This is a genomic window from Streptomyces sp. NPDC053541, assembly GCF_044544705.1.
In the GTDB taxonomy this organism is placed as follows: domain Bacteria; phylum Actinomycetota; class Actinomycetes; order Streptomycetales; family Streptomycetaceae; genus Streptomyces.
Genome location: NZ_JBITXM010000008.1, coordinates 44,582 through 63,819 on the forward strand (window position 1 = coordinate 44,582; position 19,238 = coordinate 63,819).

Below are 19,238 nucleotides of genomic sequence, written 5' to 3' on the forward strand. Positions count from 1 at the left end.
GCACGGGACCTCCCGCTCACCCAGGAAGGCCTTCCCCACCGTGGAAACCGTGATCGTCGCCATCGACGGCCCCTCCGGCACGGGCAAGTCGAGCACCTCGAAGGCGGTTGCCGCCAAGCTGGGGCTGAGCTACCTCGACACCGGGGCCCAGTACCGGGCCATCACCTGGTGGATGATCAGCAACGGCGTGGACGTCCAGGACGCCGAGGCCGTCGCCAACGCCGCCGCCAAGCCCGTCATCGTCTCCGGCACCGACCCGGCCCGCCCCACCATCACGGTGGACGGCGTCGACGCCTCCGGCCCGATCCGCACCGAGGAGGTCACCTCCAAGGTCAGCGCCGTCAGCGCCGTGCCCGAGGTGCGCGCCCTGATCACGGAGCTGCAGCGGACCATCGCCCGGACCGCCGAGGGCGGCATCGTCGTCGAGGGCCGCGACATCGGCACCACCGTGCTGCCCGACGCCGACCTCAAGATCTTCCTCACCGCCTCGCCGGAGGCCCGCGCCGCCCGCCGCTCCGGCGAGCTCAAGGGCGCCGACGTGGCCGCCACCCAGCAGGCCCTGATCAAGCGGGACGCGGCCGACTCCAGCCGCAAGACCTCCCCGCTCGCCAAGGCCGACGACGCCGTCGAGGTGGACACCACCGAGCTCACCCTCGACCAGGTCATCGAGTGCGTCGTCACCCTGGTGGAGGAGAAGCGCGGCCAGGAGCGGACGGCGGTCGCCCCGTGACCCAGCCCTCGGGGAAGGGTGCCGCCGTCGGCCGGCGCATCGGCATCGGGCTGATGTACGGCCTCTGGAAGCCGCGCGTGCTCGGCGCCTGGCGGGTCCCGGCCTCCGGTCCCGTCATCCTCGCCGTCAACCACGCGCACAACATCGACGGCCCCATGCTCATGGGCACCGCCCCGCGGCCCGTGCACTTCCTCATCAAGAAGGAAGCGTTCGTCGGGCCGCTCGGCAGCTTCCTGGAAGGCATCGGCCAGCTCAAGGTCGACCGCGACTCGACCGACCGCACCGCGATCGGCAACGCCCTCGCGGTCCTGGAGCACGGCGGCGTCCTCGGGATCTTCCCCGAGGGCACCCGCGGCGAGGGCGACTTCGCCTCGCTGCGGGCCGGCCTCGCCTACTTCGCGGTCCGCAGCGGCGCGCCGATCGTCCCGGTCGCCGTCCTCGGCAGCACCGAGAAGCCCGGCCGGCTGATCAAGGCGCTGCCGCGGCTGCGCAGCCGCGTCGACGTCGTCTTCGGCGACCCCTTCGAGGCGGGCGACGGCAGCGGCCGGCGCACCCGCAAGGCGCTCGACGAGGCCACCTTCCGCATCCAGGAACGTCTCACCGACCACCTGAAAAACGCCAGGCGCCTCACCGGGCGCTGAGCGACACTCTCAGTAGTGGGCCCCGCGGGCTCAGGCCCGCGAGGACCCACCGACCACGAATGATCAAGGAACGGACTTCATGAACGACCAGCACGACCACGGGGCACTTGGCGACGCCGAGTACGCGGAGTTCATGGAGCTCGCCGCGGAAGAGGGCTTCGACGTCGAGGACGTCGAGGGCGCGATCGAGGAGGCCGGGCACGGCCCGCTCCCCGTGCTCGCCGTCGTCGGGCGCCCGAACGTCGGCAAGTCGACCCTGGTGAACCGGATCATCGGCCGCCGGGAGGCGGTCGTCGAGGACCGCCCGGGCGTCACCCGCGACCGCGTCACCTACGAGGCCGAGTGGGCCGGCCGCCGCTTCAAGGTCGTCGACACCGGCGGCTGGGAGCAGGACGTCCTCGGCATCGACGCCTCCGTCGCCGCCCAGGCCGAGTTCGCCATCGAGGCCGCCGACGCCTGCCTCTTCGTCGTGGACGCCACCGTCGGCGCCACCGACACCGACGAGGCCGTCGTCAAACTGCTGCGCCGCGCGGGCAAGCCGGTCGTCCTCGCCGCCAACAAGGTCGACGGCCCCGCCGGCGAGGCCGACGCCGCCATGCTGTGGTCCCTCGGCCTCGGCGAGCCGTTCCCGGTCTCCTCGCTGCACGGCCGCGGCACCGGTGACCTCCTCGACGAGGTCCTCAAGGCCCTGCCCGAGGCCCCCGAGCAGCGCTTCGGCAGCCCGATCGGCGGCCCGCGCCGGATCGCCCTCATCGGCCGCCCGAACGTCGGCAAGTCCTCCCTGCTCAACAAGGTGGCCGGCGAGGAGCGCGTGGTCGTCAACGAGCTGGCCGGCACCACCCGCGACCCGGTCGACGAGCTGATCGAGCTCGGCGGCAAGACCTGGAAGTTCGTCGACACCGCCGGCATCCGCAAGAAGGTGCACCTCCAGGAGGGCGCGGACTACTACGCCTCCCTGCGCACCGCCGCCGCCGTCGAGAAGGCGGAGGTGGCCGTCATCCTCATCGACACCACCGACCACATCTCGGTCCAGGACCAGCGCATCATCACGATGGCGGTCGAGTCCGGCCGCGCCATCGTCATCGCCTACAACAAGTGGGACGAGCTGGACGAGGAGCGCCGCTACTACCTGGAGCGCGAGATCGAGACCGAGATGCAGCAGGTCTCGTGGGCGCCCCGGGTCAACGTCTCCGCGAAGACCGGCCGCCACATGGAGAAGCTGGTCCCGGCCATCGAGACCGCGCTCGCCGGCTGGGAGACCCGTGTCCCCACCGGCCGGCTGAACGCCTTCCTGGGCGAGCTGGTCGCGGCCCACCCGCACCCGATCCGCGGCGGCAAGCAGCCCCGCATCCTCTTCGGCACGCAGGCCGGCACCAAGCCGCCCCGCTTCGTGCTCTTCGCCTCCGGCTTCCTGGAGGCCGGCTACCGCCGCTTCGTCGAGCGCCGGCTGCGCGAGGAGTTCGGCTTCGAGGGCACCCCGATCCACATCTCGGTGCGGGTGCGCGAGAAGCGCGGCAAGAAGAAGTAACCGGCAGGAAGCAGGAGCCGGTACGACGAGAGACGGCCGGGGGCCGGGGCGAGCACGCGCCCCGGCCCCCGGCCGTATGCCCTTCAGGGCCGTTGCGGGCCGTTACGGGCCCGTCCGCCGGCCCGGCGGCAGCGCGTACGCGGACCAGCCCGCCGACGGCCGGGCGTAGTCGCCGCTCTGCCCCGGCAACCGGTGGGCGCCGAAGCCCCGGAAGCCCAGCTCCTCCTCGCCGCTGCGGTCGCCCGGCAGGGTCCGGAACGACCGCCGGTACTCGGAGTACAGGGCGTCGTAGATCGGGGTCGCCGAGAAGCCCGCCGAACCGCCGGCGCCGGTGATGCCGGCCGTGCCGTCCTGCGCCGGGCGCATCGACGGGATCGGGCTCCCGACCGGAGTGCCGACCGGGGTCCCGACCGACGTCGCGACCGGGGCCGTGACAGAGGTCGTGACGGGGCCCGGGGCCGGGCTCGGGACCGGCACCGGGCGCGGGTACTGCTCGCGGAATGGGTCGTATGGGTGCACATAGGTGCCAACGACCCCGCCGCCCGCGAGATGCGGGCGGCGGGCCTCGGAAAGCGGCGGCTGGGGGCGCGGCACCGTCGTCGGCGCCGAAGGCCCGCCGACCGGCCCCACCGGCCCTATGCCGGGTCGCGCGTCGTCCATCAGGTGCCGGCCAGCGGCATCGCGGCGGCCACCAGGCGCCCGTTGGCGGCGGCCTTCTCCAGCGCGTCGCGCAGCAGGTCCTCGCGCGGCTGCTGCCCGATCGAACCGACCGGCGCGGCGAAGACGAGCACCGTGTGCGACTTGTTCGCCGCGGCCCGCCAGCCCTCGGTCACCTGGAGCGGCTGGTGCGCCTGCCACCAGGCGGCCTGGCCCGCACCGCCGGGGCCCGGCTGGAGCACCGAGTGCAGCTGGCCCATCGCGACCAGGACCGACCAGCCCGGCAGCGGGGCCGGCTTCCGGTTGACGTCGGAGACCGGCTGGAAGCCCTGCTCGACCAGGAGCGTCAGGAACTCGTCGGTCAGCCCGTCCGAACCGGGGCGGGCCACCGGCGCGGTCGGCTCCACCACCAGCGCCGGGTGCAGCTCGCCCTCGATCAGCACCAGACCGCTGGTCACCCCGAGCACCGCCTGCTCCGGGTGGGCGGCGGCGAGCTCGTCGGCCGCTCCGGCGGCGTCGGCGGCGTCGGCCGCCGTGATGGAGGCGACGGCGCCCTGGAGCTGCTCCTCGGCGACCCGGACGACCTGGGACGGGATGCAGCTGGCGTGCGCGAAGGCGAGGACCGCGGTCTCCTCGCCGACGAACAGCACGGTGCTGGTGCGCTCCTGCTCCGAGTCGCCCGGGGTCCGGCAGGAGGTGCAGTCGTAGCTGCCCGGGGCGTTCTCGCCGGCGAGCAGCCGGTCCGCTTCTTCGTCGCCGATCTCGGCGCGTACGTCCTCGCTGACGTCGAGCATGCGCGGCACGGGGGGCTCCCTGGACTCGTTGCGTGCGAGGCCGGGCGGTTCCCGGCCGTCTCATGCCGAGTTCAACGGGGAAGACTCGCCGGGGGTCACGCGTCCGGGGGCGACGACTTGTGCGCGCGGGGCCGGTCCGCGCGGTGCCGCCGACCGGGTGGGATGTGAACGGCGTTCCGCGCGGCACGGGCACGGCGCCCGGAAGCGCTGCCTAGCCTGCCCCGATGTCGAAGATCCGATATTGGACGGCCGGTGCCGTGCTGGCCGCCGCCGCGCTGCTGTCCCCGGCGCTGCCCCCGGCGTCCGCGCACGCCGAGGAGGCCGGGGCCGCCGCGCCCACGCCCGTCGAGGCCTGCGTCAAGGACCAGTGGCCCTGGGGCTGCGTCGCCGCGTGCGAGAGCAGCGGGGACTGGCACGCCAACACCGGCAACGGCTTCTACGGCGGGCTGCAGTTCTGGCAGCCCACCTGGGACGAGTTCGGCGGCCGCCGCTACGCCCGGCGCGCCGACCTGGCCACCCGCGCCCAGCAGATCGCGGTCGCCGAGGAGGTGCTGCGGGTGCAGGGCTGGGGGGCCTGGCCGGTCTGCTCGAAGCGGTACGGGCTGAGCGGCCGCGCCCATGTCGTGCAGCGCGGCGACACCCTCAGCGCGGTCGCCCGCCGTTTCGGCACGAAGGGCGGCTGGCAGGCGCTGTACGCCGCGAACCGCTCGCTGATCGGGCCGGACCCGAACCGGCTCATGGTCGGCACCATGCTGCGGCTGCCCTGACGGGGCCGTCGGGCGGTCGGGCGGTCAGACGAGCTCCCCGCAGGAGGCGAGGGCGCCGCGGCGCAGCTCGTACCCGAGGGAGCCGGCCGGCAGCCCGGCCGGGACGCGCTGCTCGGCGAGCACCACCGCCGCGCCGGCGGGCGGGGCCGCGAGGGCGGCGAGCAGTGCGTACGTACGGGAGGCCCCGGACGCCGACAGACCGAGCGAGGGCTCGTCGACCAGGACGACCCGTGCGGTGCCGCACACCGCGCGGACCAGCGCCAGCATCCGGCGCTCGCCGCCCGACAGGGTCGCGGCCCGGTGGTCGAGCAGCCGTGCGAGCTCCGGGTAGGCGGCGAGGGCCTCGTCCCGGCGGCCCGGCACGGCGAGGTCCAGGTTCTCGGCGACGGTGAGGGTCGCGTACACCGCCCGCAGATCCGGTACGAAGCACAGGCCGCGGCGCGCCCGGAGGTGGGCCGGCACCCGCGTCACGTCCTCGCCCCGCCACACCACCCGGCCGCCGCTCAGCGGCACCGTCCCGGCGAGCGCCCGCAGCACGGTGCTCCGGCCGGAGCCGTTGCGCCCCAGGAGCACGGTCACGGTGCCGGCGGGCAGCGCGAGGTCCAGGCCGTGCAGGGCCTCCAGCGGGCCGTAGCGCACCCGGGCGGCGCGCAGCGCGATCTCGACGCTCATGCGATCCGACCGCCCTCCATGGTGTGGACGGTACGGGCGATGCCGGCGACGAGGTCCGGGTCGTGCTCGACCACGAGCACGGCGAGGCCGTCGGCGGCGAGCGCCGCGAGGATCCGGGCGAGCGCGGCGGCCTCGGCGGTGTCGAGCCCGGCGGCGGGCTCGTCGAGCAGCAGCGTGTGCGGCCGCCCCGCGAGCGCCCGGGCGAGCTCCACCCGGCGCAGCGTCCCCGTCGGCAGCCCGGCCGCCGCCCGGTGCCGCACCGCCCCGTCGAGCCCGAACAACCGCAGTGCCTGCTCGGCCCCGGACCCCCCGACCCGCACGTTCTCCTCGACGCTCAGCGACGGGAACACCACCAGCTGCTGAAACGTCCGCGCCACCCCGAGCCGCTGCCGCACGTGCGCCGGCCGCCTGCTGACGTCCAGCCCGTCCAGCAACACCCGCCCCGCCGTCGGCCGCACGGCCCCCGCCAGACAGTCGAACAACGTGCTCTTCCCGGCCCCGTTGGCCCCCACGACCGCGGTCACGCTCCCGCCCCGCACCGCCACGTCCACCCCGTCCAGCCCGACGGTCCCCCCGGGATACACGACCCGCACCCCCTCGGCGACGAGCCGCGCGGCGCGGGCGCGGGCGCCCGGGGGACCGGGCACGGCGGCCGCCCCGGCGGCCGGCCGCCGGGGCTCGGGGCCGGGCGCCCTGCGGGCGCCCGAGCCCGGCTCTGGCTCCGGCGGTGGTGTCACGGGGAGCAGGTGATCCGCGGGCCGCCCGCGCGCGGGCCGGGGCGCTCGGCCGGGCGCTGGGCTTGGCGGGGTCGGTTTCTCGTGGGCCGTGACTGGCGGGGGCTCGGCTGGCGGCGTCGGGCTGGGCGTGCGGGGGGCGCCCTTGCCCGGTTCCGGCCCGTGCCTGGCGGGCTCCTCGTGGCGCACCGGCGGCCGGGGCTCGGGGCCCGCGCCCCCGCCCGGCCCGGCCTCCGGGCTCGGCGGCGTCGGGCTGGGCGGCCTGTGGGCGCCCTTGCCCGGTTCCGGCCCGTGCCTGGCCGGCTCCTCGTGGCCCGCCGGCGGCCGGGGCTCGGGGCCGGGCGCCCCGCGGGCGCCCGAGTCCGGCTCTGGGCTCGGCGGGGTCGGCGCCGCGTGGGCCGTGACTGGCGGGGGCCCGGCCGGCGGCGTCGGGCTGGGTGCGCGGGGGGCGCCCTTGCCCGGTTCCGGCCTTGGCCTGGCTGGCTCCTCGTGGCGCACCGGCGGCCGGGGCTCGGGGCCCGCGCCCCCGCCCGGGCCGGCCTCCGGGCCCGGCGCCGCCTGCTGCCGGCGGTGCGGGTGGCCGGCGCGCTGCCCGTGCGCGGCCGGTTTCCCCCGGCCCCCCAGCCGCCGACGGGCCCCGCCGCGCGCCCCGCCCCCGCCCCGTTCGAGGAGCCACGGCAGGACCGGGGGCAGGCGGCCCGACAGGGTGGCGAGGAGGCCGATGAGGGCGGCGGCGATGCCCGGGTGGGGGGTTGCGTCGAGGGAGACGAGGAGGGTCGCGGCGAGGAGGGGGGTGAGGAGGGTGTCGGCGCCGAGGACGAGGACGGCAGCGAACCAGAGCAGGCCGCGGACGGGGTCGAAGGCGTCGGGGTCGAAGGCCCGGACGGACCAGGCGAGCAGGGCGCCGCCGAGGGCGGCGAGGGCGGCGCCGAGGGTGAAGGCGAGGAGCTTCAGGGCGGCGACCGGGACGCCCGCCGCCTCCGCGCCCGGCTCGTGGTCGCGCAGCGCGGCCAGCGCCCTGCCGGTGCCGCCCCGGCGCAGCGCGGCGACCAGGGCGAGGCAGCCGGCCAGGACCAGCAGCTCCAGGGCGTAGAAGGCGCGGTCGTCGGCGAGGCCCGCCGGCCGGGTGACGGTCACGCCGGCGGTGGCGTAGGGCTGGGCGAAGACGAAGCGGCTCACCGCCACGCCGACGGCGAGCGTCGCCAGGGCGAGCGCCAGGCCGTGCCGGCGGATCGCCGGCGCGCCGGTCAGCAGGCCGACCGCCGCCACCGCCGGGACGGCCACGGCGAGCGCGGCCGCGGCCGGGAGGCCCGCCGTGGTGAGCAGGGCCGTGAAGAGGGCGCCCAGGCCCGCGTAGGCCGCTTGGCCCAGGGCGATCTGGCCGCCCCGGCCGGAGACCACGACGAGCGAGAGCAGGATCACCGCGAGCGCCGGGACCTGGACGGCGGTGCTCAGGTCCTCGCCCGCGAGGCCCAGCGGGAGCAGGAGCAGGACCGCGGTCACCAGCCGGACCGGCACCGGGACCCGGGGCGCGGCCCGGGGCGGCGGGAGGGCGTCCGTGTCGCCGACGCCCGGCAGGACGAGGGCGGCGACCAGCAGGGCGACCACGAAGAGATTAGCCCCGGCCGCCTGGAGCACGTCGCCCGCCCAGCCGGCCGGGTGCAGCCGGGTGAGCTGCGCCTGGGCCACCCCCAGCGCGAGCGCGGTCAGCACCGCCACCGGCAGGCTGCGCATCCGGGCGACCACCGCGACCGCGATCACCTCGACGACCAGCAGCGGCATCCCGTACGGGTCGAGGCGCACGTACGGCGCGAGCAGCACGCCCGTCAGCCCGGCGGTGCAGGAGCCGAAGGCCCAGCCCGCCGCCGCCACCCGGTCCGCGGGGATGCCGGAGAGGACGGCGAGCGGCCGGTTGTCGACCACCGCCCGCAGCTGCCGCCCGAACCGCGTCCACCGGGTCACCGCCCCCACCGCGCAGGCCAGCGCCACGGCCGCCGCGAGCTGCGCCCACGGATCGTCGCCGAGCAGCACCGGAGCGTCGTCGCGGGCGCCGCCGCCCCACACCAGCGCCGCCGCGCCGACGAGCAGCACGAACACGCCGATCGAGGCCACCAGCGTCTGCGCCGGGCCCGCGCCCGCGACCGCGAGCGGCCGGAACACCAGCCGGTCCAGGACCAGGCCGATGCCGGGGGCCACCACCAGGAGCGTGACCAGCGCCCCGAGGGGCAGCGGCCAGTGCCAGACCACCACCAGCTGGCGCAGCACGTACGCGCAGACCATCGCGATCGCGCCGTGCGCGAGGTTGAGGACGCCGGTGGCCCGGTAGGTGACGACGAGACCGATGCCGGTGAGCGCCGCCGCGCTGCCGACGGCGAGGCCGGCGAGGACGAGGTCGTACGTCAGCGAGGCCACGGCTCACACACCGGGCAGGGGTCGAGGCCGGCGTCGCCGGCCGGTTCCGCCTCGGGGCGGTCCGCCACCAGCGGGCAGTCCGGGCGGTGCGCGAGGGTCCCGCCGGGGACCCGCAGCGGCGGCCCCGTGGACGAGGGCGCGGCCGGAGCCGACGGTTCGTCCTCCTCCTGCTCGGCCTCCTCCGACCGGCCCGGGGCCCGGGAGAGCAGGGCCGCACCCGCGCACAGCACCGCCGCGGCGACGAGCAGCGCCGCCCCGGGGACGGTGCACGAGGCCAGGTAGGGCAGCTGGCGCTCGGCGAAGCGCTCGCCGGAGATCCCGTACCAGCCGGCCACGCTCAGCACCGTGCCACCGGCGGCCGCGACGAGCCCGGCCCACCAGAGGAGCCGCGACGACGGGCGCGGATGCGACGGCACGAGCGGCCTCCTTCCCGGCGAGGTCCGGCGAGGTCCGGCGAAGCCCGAGGCCGCCCGGGGGTCTTCCCGACCCACGGTCCCAGGGGTCGTCCTTCCCCGCTCGCTGCTCCTATGTTCCCTTCCGTCCGCTTCCTTGCGCTATGTGCGGAACCGGCTCACCCTGGAAACGACAGGGTGGTGAGCGACATGCTTCTCTCGCGACGCGCGGGCGCCTTCGGCGCCACCGCGGTACTCCTCCTCGCCCCGGTCCTCGCGGGCTGCTCGGACGACAACGGCTCCTCCGACAAGGTCACGCCGACCACCATGCCCGCGATGACCGACCAGCCGGCGGACCCGGACGCGGCCAAGGCACAGATCACCAAGAACTGGACCGCCTTCTTCGACCCGAAGACGCCGACCGCCGAGCGCATCAAGCTCCTGGAGGACGGCGAGCGGATGGCGCCCGTGCTCGCGGCCTTCGCCGGCGACAAGAACGCCGCCCAGAGCTCCGCGAAGGTGAAGAAGATCGACTTCACCTCGCCCACCGGCGCGAACGTCACCTACGACCTGCTGGTCGCCGACAACACCGCGCTGCCGGACGCCAAGGGCACCTCCGTGCTCCAGAACGACACCTGGAAGGTCTCCGTGCGGACGCTCTGCGGCCTCGTCCAGGTCAGCGGTGCGACCGTCCCGGGCTGTTGAGACGGCCCTGGCGCTGCTCCTCGCCGGGCTCGCCGCGCTCACCGCGCTCGTCACGGGCTGCGGCAGCCGGCTTCCGGAGCGGGCCTTCGAGACGCGGCCCACCGTCCACCCCTCCGGCGGTGAGCCGCTCCGCGTCGGCGTCATCACCAGCGCCACCAGCCCGGTCGGCGGCGACGCCCTGACCGGCCCGCGCGATGGCGCCCTCGCCTACTTCGCCGCCCTCAACGCCCGCGGCGGCCTCGACGGACGCCGGATCGAGGTGGTCACCTGCGACGACGGCGGCAGCGGGGTCGGCAACAACGCCTGTGTGCACCGGCTCGTCGACGAGCGCAAGGTCTTCGCCCTGGTCGCCACCACCGCCCTCGACTACGCGGGCGCCCCGCGGGTCTCCGCCGCCGGCGTCCCCGACATCGGTGGACAGCCGCTCACCCCCGCCTACGAGACCTACCCCCACCTCTACGGGATCTACGGCAGCTCCGCCCCGCGCACCGGCGCCGCGCCCGGCTGGCACGGCGTGCTGTACGGCGGGACCGAGGTCTACCGCTGGTTCAGGACCCACCTCGGCGCCCGGACCGCCGCCGTCGTCTCCTACAACCAGGCCGCCTCCGCCGCCTATGCCCGGCTCGTCGCGGACGGGCTGCGCAAGGAGGGCTACCGGGTCGTCGACGAGCAGGTCGACTTCGTGCTGCCCAACTTCCGCGCGGTGGCGGCCGATCTGCGGGCCCAGCGGGTCGACGTCGTCTTCGACGCCATGGACAGCCACGGCAACGCCCGGCTGTGCGAGGCGATGCAGGCCTCCGGCGTGCGGGTCGCGGCCAAGGTGACCAACGTGCAGAACTGGAACGCGGCCGTGCCCCGCGACTACGCCCGCGCCCCCGGCTGCCGGGCCGCGCTCTACGCCACCGGCTCCAGCCGCTCGTACGACGACACCTCCGTCCCCGCCGTGCGCGAGTTCCGGGCCGCCATGGAGCGGCGGGGCCAGCGGACGCTGTCCCAGTGGCAGTTGGAGGGCTGGGCGGCGGCCATGTGGTTCACCGACGCGGCCCGGTCCTGCCTCGGCACGGACGAGCGGGGGCCGACCCGGGCCTGCGTCGAGCGGTACGTCAACCGGGCCGAGCCGTACACCGCCCGCGGCCTGTTGCTGCCCGTCCGCTTCGAGCACCTCGCCGAACCACCGGAGTTCCGCGACACCTGTCTGTCCGTGGCCCGTTGGCGCGACGGACACGGCTGGGTCGCGCAGGGCGACATGAACCGGAACTGCGCCACCGTCCCCCAGCTCGGATACCGCCCGTGAACCCGCCCGCGCCGGGGCAGTACAGTCAGCCCGACCAGGCACCACCTGACCGGGGGGAACCGGCGGCACGATGCGCATCTCTTTCCTGCTCCACAACGGCTACCACATCGGCGGCACCATCCGGACGACCTTCACGCTGGCCGCCGAACTGGCGGACCGCCACGAGGTGGAGATCGTCTCGGTGTTCCGCCACCGCGACCGGCCGATCCTCGGAGTGCCCGAGGGAGTGACGCTGCGTCACCTCGTCGACATCCGGAAGACGAGCCCCACGTACGACGGGGAGCACCCCGACTTCCACCGCCCCGCCCGGGTGTTCCCGCGCGGCGACGGGCGCTGGAAGCAGTACAGCGCGCTCACCGACGCGCGGATCGGCGCCCATCTCGCCTCCGTCGAGGCCGACGTGGTCGTCGCCACCCGCCCCGGGCTCAACGTGCAGCTCGCCCGGCAGGCCCCGCGCGGGCCGGTCCTGATCGGCCAGGAGCACCTGACCCTGGACGGGCACAGCTACCGGCTGCGGCGCGACATCCGGCACGAGTACGCCCTCCTGGACGCCGTCACCACGGTCACCGAGGCCGACGCCCGCGCCTATCGCGCGCTCGGGCTGCCCGGCGTACGGATCGACGCCGTGCCCAACAGTGTGCCCGCGCCCGCCGTGCCGCCCGCCGACCCGGCCGCGAAGGTCGTCGTCGCGGCCGGCCGGCTCACCGCGGTCAAGCGCTACGACCTGCTGATCGACGCCTTCGCGGACGTGGTCGCCGCCCGGCCCGACTGGAAGCTGCGGATCTACGGCACCGGCGACGCCGTCGACGACCTGAAGAAGGCGCTGGCCCGGCAGATCGAGCGGCTGGGGCTGCGCGAGCACGTGTTCCTCATGGGCACCGCCCATCCCATGGAGCCCGAGTGGGCCAAGGGCTCGCTCGCCGTCGTCACCTCCCGGCGCGAGTCCTTCGGGATGACCATCGTCGAGGCGATGCGCTGCGGACTTCCGGTGGTCTCCACCGACTGCCCGCACGGCCCCGGCGAGATCATCGAGGACGGCGTGGACGGGCGGCTCGTCCCGGTCGACGACACGGCGGCGGTGGCCGCCGCGCTGCTCGGCCTGATCAACGACGACGAGGCCCGGGCCCGCGCCGCGAAGGCGGCCCTCGCCGCCTCCGAGCGCTTCGACCCGTCCCGTACCGCCGCCCGCCACCTGTCCATCTGGTCGGACCTGGCCGCGGCCGGCGCCGGCTCCCGCCCGCGCAGCCATCCCGCGCTGCGCGCCGCCGCGCACCGTACGGCCGGCGCGGCGGTCGACGCCGTCTACGCGGCGAAGGCCCGGGCCGGCCGGATCGTCCGCCGGCTGCGCTGACGCCCGCCGCACGGGGGGAGCGGAGGATCGCGGACCGTACCCGTCCGCGATCGCTGGCAGACTCGCGCCCATGTTGGAGACCTCCGCACGACTGCTGCGTCTGCTCTCGCTGCTCCAGGCCCACCGGGAGTGGTCCGGCCCCGAGCTCGCCGACCGGCTCGGGGTGACCGCCCGGACCGTGCGGCGGGACGTCGAGCGGCTGCGGGAGCTCGGCTATCCGGTGCACGCCACGCCCGGCACCGGCGGCGGCTACCAGCTGGGCGCGGGCGCCGAGCTGCCGCCGCTGCTGCTCGACGACGACGAGGCGGTCGCCGTCGCGGTCGGACTGCGCACGGCGGCCGGACACGGGGTGGAGGGCATCGGGGAGAGCTCGGTGCGCGCCCTCGCCAAGCTGGAGCAGGTGCTCCCGGGCCGGCTGCGGCGCCGGGTGGGCGCCCTCAACGCCTTCACCGTGCCGATGCTGCGCACCCCCGCGGACCGGGTCGACCCGGCGGTGCTGACCGAGCTGGCGAACGCCTGCCGGGACGCCGAGCGGCTGCGCTTCGAGTACCGGGACCACGCCGGGGCCGCCACCCGCCGCACGGTCGAGCCGCACCGCCTGGTGTGCACCGAGCGCCGCTGGTACCTGGTCGCCTGGGACCTGGACCGGGACGGCTGGCGCACCTTCCGCGCCGACCGGATCGTGCCGAAGCCGCCGCACGGGCCGCGCTTCACGCCCCGCGAGCCGCCCGCCGAGGACCTGGCCGCGTATGTCGCGCGGGGCGTGTCCACCGGCGCGTACGCCACCGAGGCGACGGTACGGCTGCACGTGCCGCTCGCCGAGGCCGCCGCGGCCGTCGGCATCGCCCACGGGGTGCTCACCGCCGAGGGCGAGCACTCCTGCCTGCTGCGCACCGGCGCGCACACCCTGGACGTGATGGTGATCCACGTCGCCATGATCGGCTTCGAGTTCGAGGTGCTGGACCCGCCGGAGCTGGCGGACCGGGTGCGGGTGCTCAGGGACCGCCTGTCCCGGGCTCTCGACCGGCCGGGCGGTGCTCCGCCGTCCGCCCCGTGAGCCGCAGCCGCTCGTGCGCCGCGAACTCCGGGTGGTGCAGGTCGAAGGCGGGCGACTCGGAGCGGATCCGCGGCACCTCGGTGAAGTTGTGCCGGGGCGGCGGGCAGGAGGTCGCCCACTCCAGGGAGCGGCCGAAGCCCCACGGGTCGTCCGTCGTGACCTTCTCGCCGTACCGCCAGGTGCGCCACACGTTGTAGAGGAAGGGCAGCGTGGACAGGCCGAGGAGGAAGGCGCCGATCGTCGACACCGTGTTGAGCGCGGTGAATCCGTCGGCGTCCAGGTAGTCCGCGTACCGCCGGGGCATGCCCTCGGCGCCCAGCCAGTGCTGCACCAGGAAGGTGGTGTGGAAGCCGGTGAAGAGGGTCCAGAAGTGGATCTTTCCCAGCCGCTCGTCGAGCATCCGCCCGGTGAACTTGGGCCACCAGAAGTGGAAGCCGGCGAAGGTCGCGAAGACGACCGTGCCGAAGACGGTGTAGTGGAAGTGGGCCACCACGAAGTACGAGTCGGTGACGTGGAAGTCCATCGGCGGCGAGGCCAGGATCACCCCGGTCAGCCCGCCGAAGAGGAAGGACACCAGGAAGCCGGTCGCCCACAGCATCGGCGTCTCGAAGGACAGCGAGCCGCGCAGCATGGTGCCCGTCCAGTTGAAGAACTTCACCCCGGTCGGCACGGCGATCAGGAAGGACAGCAGCGAGAAGAAGGGCAGCAGCACCGCGCCGGTCACGAACATGTGGTGCGCCCACACCACCACCGACAGGCCGGTGATGGTCATGGTGGCGGCGACCAGGGTCACGTAGCCGAAGATCGGCTTGCGGGCGAAGACCGGGATGATCTCGGTGACGATGCCGAAGAACGGCAGCGCGATGATGTAGACCTCGGGGTGCCCGAAGAACCAGAACAGGTGCTGCCAGAGCAGCGCCCCGCCGTTCTCCGGCCGGAAGACCATCGAGCCGAGCCGCCGGTCGGACTCCAGGACCAGCAGGGCCGCGGCGAGCACCGGGAAGGCGACCAGGACCAGGATCGTGGTGAAGAGGACGTTCCAGGTGAAGATCGGCATCCGGAACATCGTCATGCCGGGGGCCCGCATCCCGATGATCGTCGCCAGGAAGTTCACCGAGGCCAGGATGGTGCCGAAGCCGGAGAGGGCGAGCCCGACGATCCACAGGTCGACGCCCGCCCCCGGGGCCCGCAGCGCGCTGTTCAGCGGGGCGTAGGCGGTCCAGCCGAAGGCGGCCGGCCCGTCCGGGGTGAGGAAGGAGAAGACCACCATCAGGCCGCCGAAGAGGAACAGCCAGTACGAGAACATGTTGAGCCGCGGGAAGGCCACGTCGGGCGCGCCGATCTGGAGCGGCACCAGCTCGTTGGCGAAGCCCGCGAAGGTGGGCGTCGCGAAGAGCAGCAGCATGATCGTGCCGTGCACGGTGAAGGCCTGGTTGTAGTCCAGGTTGTCCACCAGCTGGAGCCCCGGCCGGGCCAGCTCGGCCCGCATCAGCATCGCCAGGACCCCGGCGATCAGGAAGAAGACGAACGAGGTCGCCAGATAGAGGTGGCCGATCTTCTTGTGGTCCGTCGTGGTGACCCAGTCGATCAGCAGCCGGCCATGCCGCTGTCGCGGCGGATCGACGGCCGCGGTCTCGGTCTCGGTGCCCATCCCCGGATGATGGCCCCGGCCGGGCGGGCAGCGGGGGAGGCGGACCGGCGGGTCGTCCGGTCGGGGGAGGATGTGGACGGGGTGCGGGGAAAGCGTGAATCCGGCCCGGCACGCCGCTCCCGCCGGTTCGCGGCCCCGGAGCCGTACCGAATTACCGGCCGGAGGGCCGGGGCGCGGAATTCGTGAAGCGCTTTCCGGATGCGTACGCGGCCCGTGCGGGAGAGCGGCGGAAGCGGTCGGGAATTACCCGGGAAACGGCTGGAAACCGTCGTTGCCGATCGGCGCGGTCTCCCCGGGCTTATGTCGAGAAGCTGTGACACAAGCGTGACCGGCGGGGTACTAACGTGAGCTGTATGACACCCGAACACACACCCGAGCACGCCGGTGAAAGCTATGTGGGGCTCGCCGAGGAGGAGGCCGAGCGGCTGGCCAGGGCCCGCGGCCACCGTGTCGTCCGGTCCCTGCCGCCGGGCTCGATCATCACCATGGAGTACCTGGAGGGGCGCATCAACTTCGAGGTGGAGCACGGCGTCGTCACCCGCGTCTGGCGGGGCTGACCGGGCCGCCCGCCGCCGTGGCGCCCCCGGACGCGCGCGAGGGCCCCGGCCGATCGGAATCGGCCGGGGCCCTCGCGTACGTCCTGCGTCGGCCCTGGGTCCCGGGGCGGCTCAGCCGCCCGTCGCGGGCCGTGAGTGCGGCGGCCGACGGCTGCCGGCCGGACCGACCGGGCCGCGCTCGGCGCGCACCGTGTGGTGCGCGCCGTGGTGGGTCTGGTGGGCGCGCGGCGCCGCCAGCGGCTGGCCCGCGCGGGGCGCGCCGCCGCGGGTGGCCGCGGCCCGGCCGGAGCCGGCGCCGACGGTCTCCCGGACCGGCTCCTCGGCCCCGGACGCGGCCGGACGCTGCGGGAAGAGGCCCGGCAGCGGGCCTCCGCTCGCCACCGGCAGCGAGGGCACCAGGCGCCGGCGGGACCGCAGCTGCTCGCGCAGCCGGTCGCGCAGGGCCAGGATCCAGGCCTCCGCGACCGCGAGCACCGGCTCGCACCAGGGCAGCGCGAGCAGGATGAGGAGGCCGGCGGCCCAGCCGAGCAGCACGTCGCTCAGCCAGTGCGTCCCCAGGTACACGGTGGTGAGGCCGACGCCGAGCGCGACCACGGCCGACAGGGCGGAGAGATAGCGGCGGGCCCTCGGCGTGGTCGCCAGATAGGCCAGGATGCCCCAGGTCACGACCGCGTTGGCGGTGTGCCCGGACGGGAATATATCGCCGCCGGCGAAGAGCTCGGCGGAGCCGATCTGCGTCGCGTAGTGGGGGCCGAGGCGGCCGAGTCCGAGTTTGACCGCGCCGACGGTCGCGTTCAGCAGGAGCAGCGCGGCGCCGAGGCAGAGCAGCGGTCGCAGGGTGTGCTGGCGCCAGGAGCGCCAGCCCAGCCAGGCCGCCACCATGACGGCCGTGGGGCCGCGCTGGCCGAGGACGACGTAGTAGTCGAGGAAGGCGTGCAGCCCCTGCCACTGCTGGTAGGGGCGGAAGAGCATGATCTTCCAGTCGAGGGTGACCAGCCAGGTCGACAGCAGTACGGCGACGACGATGGCCAGATAGAACGCCAGCGTCCCGCCGAAGAGGGCGAGACGCGTGCGGGTCATCCGCGGGACCTCTATCTTCGGCGGTTCCGGCTCCCGGTCCAGCCGGGCAAAGATGTCGGTACGCACCCAATCGACGTTACAGGGAGTGAGTAGCGACCTTGGTCGTTCCGGTGCCTTCGTGATGACGATGTGATGTGGAGTTGCTCTCAGCCGGGCGTTTGTTCCCGTCACCCGTCGGAAAATCCGATGACCTCCGGCGCTTTTGACGGACCGGTTTTTCCGGAAGCGTGTTTGAGGCCCTCCCGGAATTCGACGCGGGCTCCCGGACGCCGAATTCGGCCCGCCCGCGCCCCGCCGCGCCGGGCGCCCGGAGTGGCGTACGCCACACCGCGCGGCCCGCCGGGTGAGAGCTGGACCACGCGCTCGGGCCTTGAACTCGCGTACGCTGACGGCTCACTCGCCCGTCGATGCCGGGCCGTCCCGGGGCCGCTCCCGGCCGGTGCCCGCCGAGCGCGAGGGCTTCACTGGGAGGTACGTACATGGCGCGGACGAACACGGCCGGAGCACGTCTCCGCACCGCCGGCGGTGGTGCCAACCGCTGGGTCGTCCTCGTCGTCCTCTGCGTCAGCCTGCTGCTCGTCGCGCTCGACTCGACCGTGCTGCACGTCGCCGTCCCCTCCCTCACGGAGGACCTCCACCCGAGCTCCACCGCGCTGCTGTGGATCGTCGACGCCTATCCGCTGATCTGCGCCTCGCTGCTGATCCTCTTCGGCACCCTGGGCGACCGGGCCGGCCGCAGACGGGTGCTGCTGCTCGGTTACGCGCTGTTCGGCCTCGCCTCGGCGATCGCCGCGCTCGCCACCGCGCCCGCCGTGCTGATCGGCGCCCGCGCGCTGCTCGGCGTCGGCGGCGCGATGATCATGCCCGCCACGCTCTCGATCCTCCGCGCCGTCTTCCCCGACCGGCGCGAGCGCGCCACCGCCATCGGCATCTGGACCGCCACCGCGGCCATCGGCGCGGCCACCGGGCCGGTGCTCGGCGGCTTCCTCGTCGAGCACTTCTGGTGGGGTTCGGTCTTCCTGGTGAACATCCCGCTGATGGCGCTGATGCTCCCGCTCGGCCGGCTGCTCCTGCCGGAGTCCCGCGGCGACGCCGACGGGCCCTGGGACGTGCTCGGCGCGCTCATGGCCGCCGCCGGTGTGCTCGGCGTCGTCCTCGGTGTGAAACGGCTCGGCGCCGGAGACCCGCCACTGGCCCTCGCCACCCTCGGCCCGCTGCTGCTCGGCGCCCTGCTGCTGTTCGGCTTCGTGCGCCGCCAGCGCCGCCGCGCCCACCCGCTGATCGACATGCGGCTCTTCGCCCGCGCCGCCTTCACCACCTCGGTGGGCTGCGTGGTGCTCGCCATGCTGGCCCTGGTCGGCCTCCAGCTGATCGCCGTCCAGTACCTCCAGCTGATCCTCGGCCTCAGTCCGGTCGAGACCGGCCTGCGGCTGCTGCCGCTCACCCTCGCCGCCATGGCCGCCGGCGCCACCGGCTCGTACACCCTGCGCCGGCTCGGCCCGCGCCGGATGGTGTGCTGGGGCTTCCTGCTGACCGCCGGTGCGGTGCTGCTGCTCGTCCTCATGGGCCAGCACGACCGGCCGCTGCTGCTCACCACGGGATTCGTGCTGCTCGGCTTCGGTCTGCAGACCACGCTCTTCTCGGCGTACGAGTCGATGCTCAGCGAGGCCCCGCCGCAAAGCGCGGGCGGCGCCGCGGCGATCGGCGAGACCTCCTACCAGCTCGGCGCCGGCATGGGCACCGCGCTGCTCGGCAGCGTGATGAACGCGGCGTACGCGCCCGGGCTGAGCGGGGTGCCGGGAGTGCCGGACGCGGCGGCGAAGGCCGCCACGAACTCGCTCGGCGAGGCCTACCAGGTCGCCGCCGGGCTCGGCGGCCCGGCCGGCGCGGCGCTGCACCACGCCGCCCGGCACGCCTTCGTCAGCGGACTGCACGTGACGCTGTGCGTGAGCGCCGGGCTGCTCCTGGTCGGCGCGCTGATGGCGCTGCGCCTGCCGCGCGTGATGGAGTGCCCGGCGGTCGACCCGCGGCTTGTGGACGCGGTGGACGCGTCCGTGGGCGGCACGAGCTGTCCCGGGCCGGCCCGGAAGTCGCCGGGACCGGACGGCGGGCCGCGGACGGGGGGCGGGGCCGCGGATGCCGTACGGGTCCCCGCCACGCGGGGCCGGACCGAACCGGCCGGTTCGGGAACGCCGGGCCACTGACCGGCCCGGGTC

At 75.1% G+C, this 19,238-nt stretch carries 17 protein-coding genes; 10 read left to right on the forward strand and 7 right to left on the reverse strand.

From position 1 onward, the window contains the following. The first annotated feature begins 40 nt into the window (after window positions 1–40). The 3 genes from cmk to der all read left to right on the forward strand — a co-directional run bounded on the left by cmk (window position 41) and on the right by der (window position 2,899). A complete protein-coding gene (gene cmk, locus ACIGW2_RS20860; protein ID WP_356070059.1) occupies window positions 41–730 on the forward strand; it encodes a (d)CMP kinase in 690 nt (229 codons plus the stop codon). Between the two features lie 53 nt (window positions 731–783). Continuing rightward, entirely contained in the window at window positions 784–1,371 is a 588-nt protein-coding gene (locus ACIGW2_RS20865; protein WP_391656892.1) for a lysophospholipid acyltransferase family protein, read from the forward strand. A 79-nt stretch (window positions 1,372–1,450) separates the two neighbouring features. Further along, window positions 1,451–2,899 (forward strand): ribosome biogenesis GTPase Der, encoded by a 1,449-nt coding sequence (der, locus tag ACIGW2_RS20870; RefSeq protein WP_361580373.1) that lies wholly within the window; start codon window positions 1,451–1,453, stop codon window positions 2,897–2,899. A gap of 102 nt (window positions 2,900–3,001) precedes the next feature. Here the strand turns inward: der and ACIGW2_RS20875 are convergent, their stop codons facing one another. Continuing rightward, window positions 3,002–3,265 (reverse strand): hypothetical protein, encoded by a 264-nt coding sequence (locus ACIGW2_RS20875; protein WP_391653971.1) that lies wholly within the window; start codon window positions 3,263–3,265, stop codon window positions 3,002–3,004. A gap of 293 nt (window positions 3,266–3,558) precedes the next feature. Next, a complete protein-coding gene (locus ACIGW2_RS20880) occupies window positions 3,559–4,359 on the reverse strand; it encodes a hypothetical protein (protein ID WP_356076372.1) in 801 nt (266 codons plus the stop codon). Window positions 4,360–4,574: 215 nt separating this feature from the next. On the opposite strand from ACIGW2_RS20880, the gene ACIGW2_RS20885 reads away from it, so the two are divergent. Continuing rightward, window positions 4,575–5,117, forward strand: coding sequence for a transglycosylase family protein (locus ACIGW2_RS20885; RefSeq protein ID WP_356076370.1), 543 nt, complete (start codon window positions 4,575–4,577; stop codon window positions 5,115–5,117). Between the two features lie 24 nt (window positions 5,118–5,141). Here ACIGW2_RS20885 and ACIGW2_RS20890 read toward each other — a convergent pair whose 3' ends face one another. Genes ACIGW2_RS20890 through ACIGW2_RS20900 form a run of 3 tightly spaced genes read right to left on the reverse strand, consistent with a single transcriptional unit; the run spans window position 5,142 to window position 9,351 of the window. Beyond that, on the reverse strand, window positions 5,142–5,789 hold the full coding sequence (locus tag ACIGW2_RS20890; RefSeq protein ID WP_391653970.1) for an ATP-binding cassette domain-containing protein: 648 nt from the start codon (window positions 5,787–5,789) through the stop codon (window positions 5,142–5,144). Then, complete coding sequence (locus tag ACIGW2_RS20895; protein WP_399844999.1) at window positions 5,786–8,935, reverse strand: ATP-binding cassette domain-containing protein; 3,150 nt, start codon at window positions 8,933–8,935, stop codon at window positions 5,786–5,788. The genes ACIGW2_RS20890 and ACIGW2_RS20895 overlap by 4 nt, the downstream gene beginning before the upstream one ends. After that, entirely contained in the window at window positions 8,923–9,351 is a 429-nt protein-coding gene (locus tag ACIGW2_RS20900; protein WP_399845002.1) for a hypothetical protein, read from the reverse strand. The genes ACIGW2_RS20895 and ACIGW2_RS20900 overlap by 13 nt, the downstream gene beginning before the upstream one ends. Window positions 9,352–9,537: 186 nt before the next feature. On the opposite strand from ACIGW2_RS20900, the gene ACIGW2_RS20905 reads away from it, so the two are divergent. From ACIGW2_RS20905 to ACIGW2_RS20920, 4 genes are all read left to right on the forward strand, one after another. Then, the gene (locus ACIGW2_RS20905) at window positions 9,538–10,032 is read left to right on the forward strand and encodes a hypothetical protein (protein WP_399845005.1); all 495 of its coding nucleotides are present in this window, start codon (window positions 9,538–9,540) and stop codon (window positions 10,030–10,032) included. Then, window positions 10,010–11,326: an ABC transporter substrate-binding protein gene (locus ACIGW2_RS20910; RefSeq protein ID WP_399845008.1), complete on the forward strand. Its 1,317-nt coding sequence runs from the start codon at window positions 10,010–10,012 to the stop codon at window positions 11,324–11,326. The genes ACIGW2_RS20905 and ACIGW2_RS20910 overlap by 23 nt, the downstream gene beginning before the upstream one ends. A 70-nt stretch (window positions 11,327–11,396) precedes the next feature. Next, complete coding sequence (locus tag ACIGW2_RS20915) at window positions 11,397–12,677, forward strand: glycosyltransferase (RefSeq protein WP_399845011.1); 1,281 nt, start codon at window positions 11,397–11,399, stop codon at window positions 12,675–12,677. A 70-nt stretch (window positions 12,678–12,747) separates the two neighbouring features. Next, complete coding sequence (locus ACIGW2_RS20920) at window positions 12,748–13,734, forward strand: YafY family protein (RefSeq protein WP_361580357.1); 987 nt, start codon at window positions 12,748–12,750, stop codon at window positions 13,732–13,734. Here the strand turns inward: ACIGW2_RS20920 and ctaD are convergent. Further along, window positions 13,673–15,385 (reverse strand): cytochrome c oxidase subunit I, encoded by a 1,713-nt coding sequence (gene ctaD, locus ACIGW2_RS20925; protein ID WP_399845015.1) that lies wholly within the window; start codon window positions 15,383–15,385, stop codon window positions 13,673–13,675. The two genes, ACIGW2_RS20920 and ctaD, sit on opposite strands and share 62 nt — an antisense overlap. 353 nt (window positions 15,386–15,738) lie before the next feature. Between ctaD and ACIGW2_RS20930 the strand changes: the two genes are divergently transcribed. Beyond that, complete coding sequence (locus ACIGW2_RS20930) at window positions 15,739–15,942, forward strand: I78 family peptidase inhibitor (protein WP_361580353.1); 204 nt, start codon at window positions 15,739–15,741, stop codon at window positions 15,940–15,942. 111 nt (window positions 15,943–16,053) lie between these two features. Here the strand turns inward: ACIGW2_RS20930 and ACIGW2_RS20935 are convergent, their stop codons facing one another. Next, window positions 16,054–17,088 carry a phosphatase PAP2 family protein gene (locus ACIGW2_RS20935; RefSeq protein WP_399845019.1) on the reverse strand — a complete coding sequence of 345 codons (1,035 nt, stop codon included), beginning with the start codon at window positions 17,086–17,088 and terminating at the stop codon, window positions 16,054–16,056. Between the two features lie 413 nt (window positions 17,089–17,501). Here ACIGW2_RS20935 and ACIGW2_RS20940 point away from each other — a divergent pair, with 413 nt between their 5' ends. Next, entirely contained in the window at window positions 17,502–19,226 is a 1,725-nt protein-coding gene (locus ACIGW2_RS20940) for an MFS transporter (RefSeq protein ID WP_391653959.1), read from the forward strand. Window positions 19,227–19,238 lie beyond the last annotated feature (12 nt).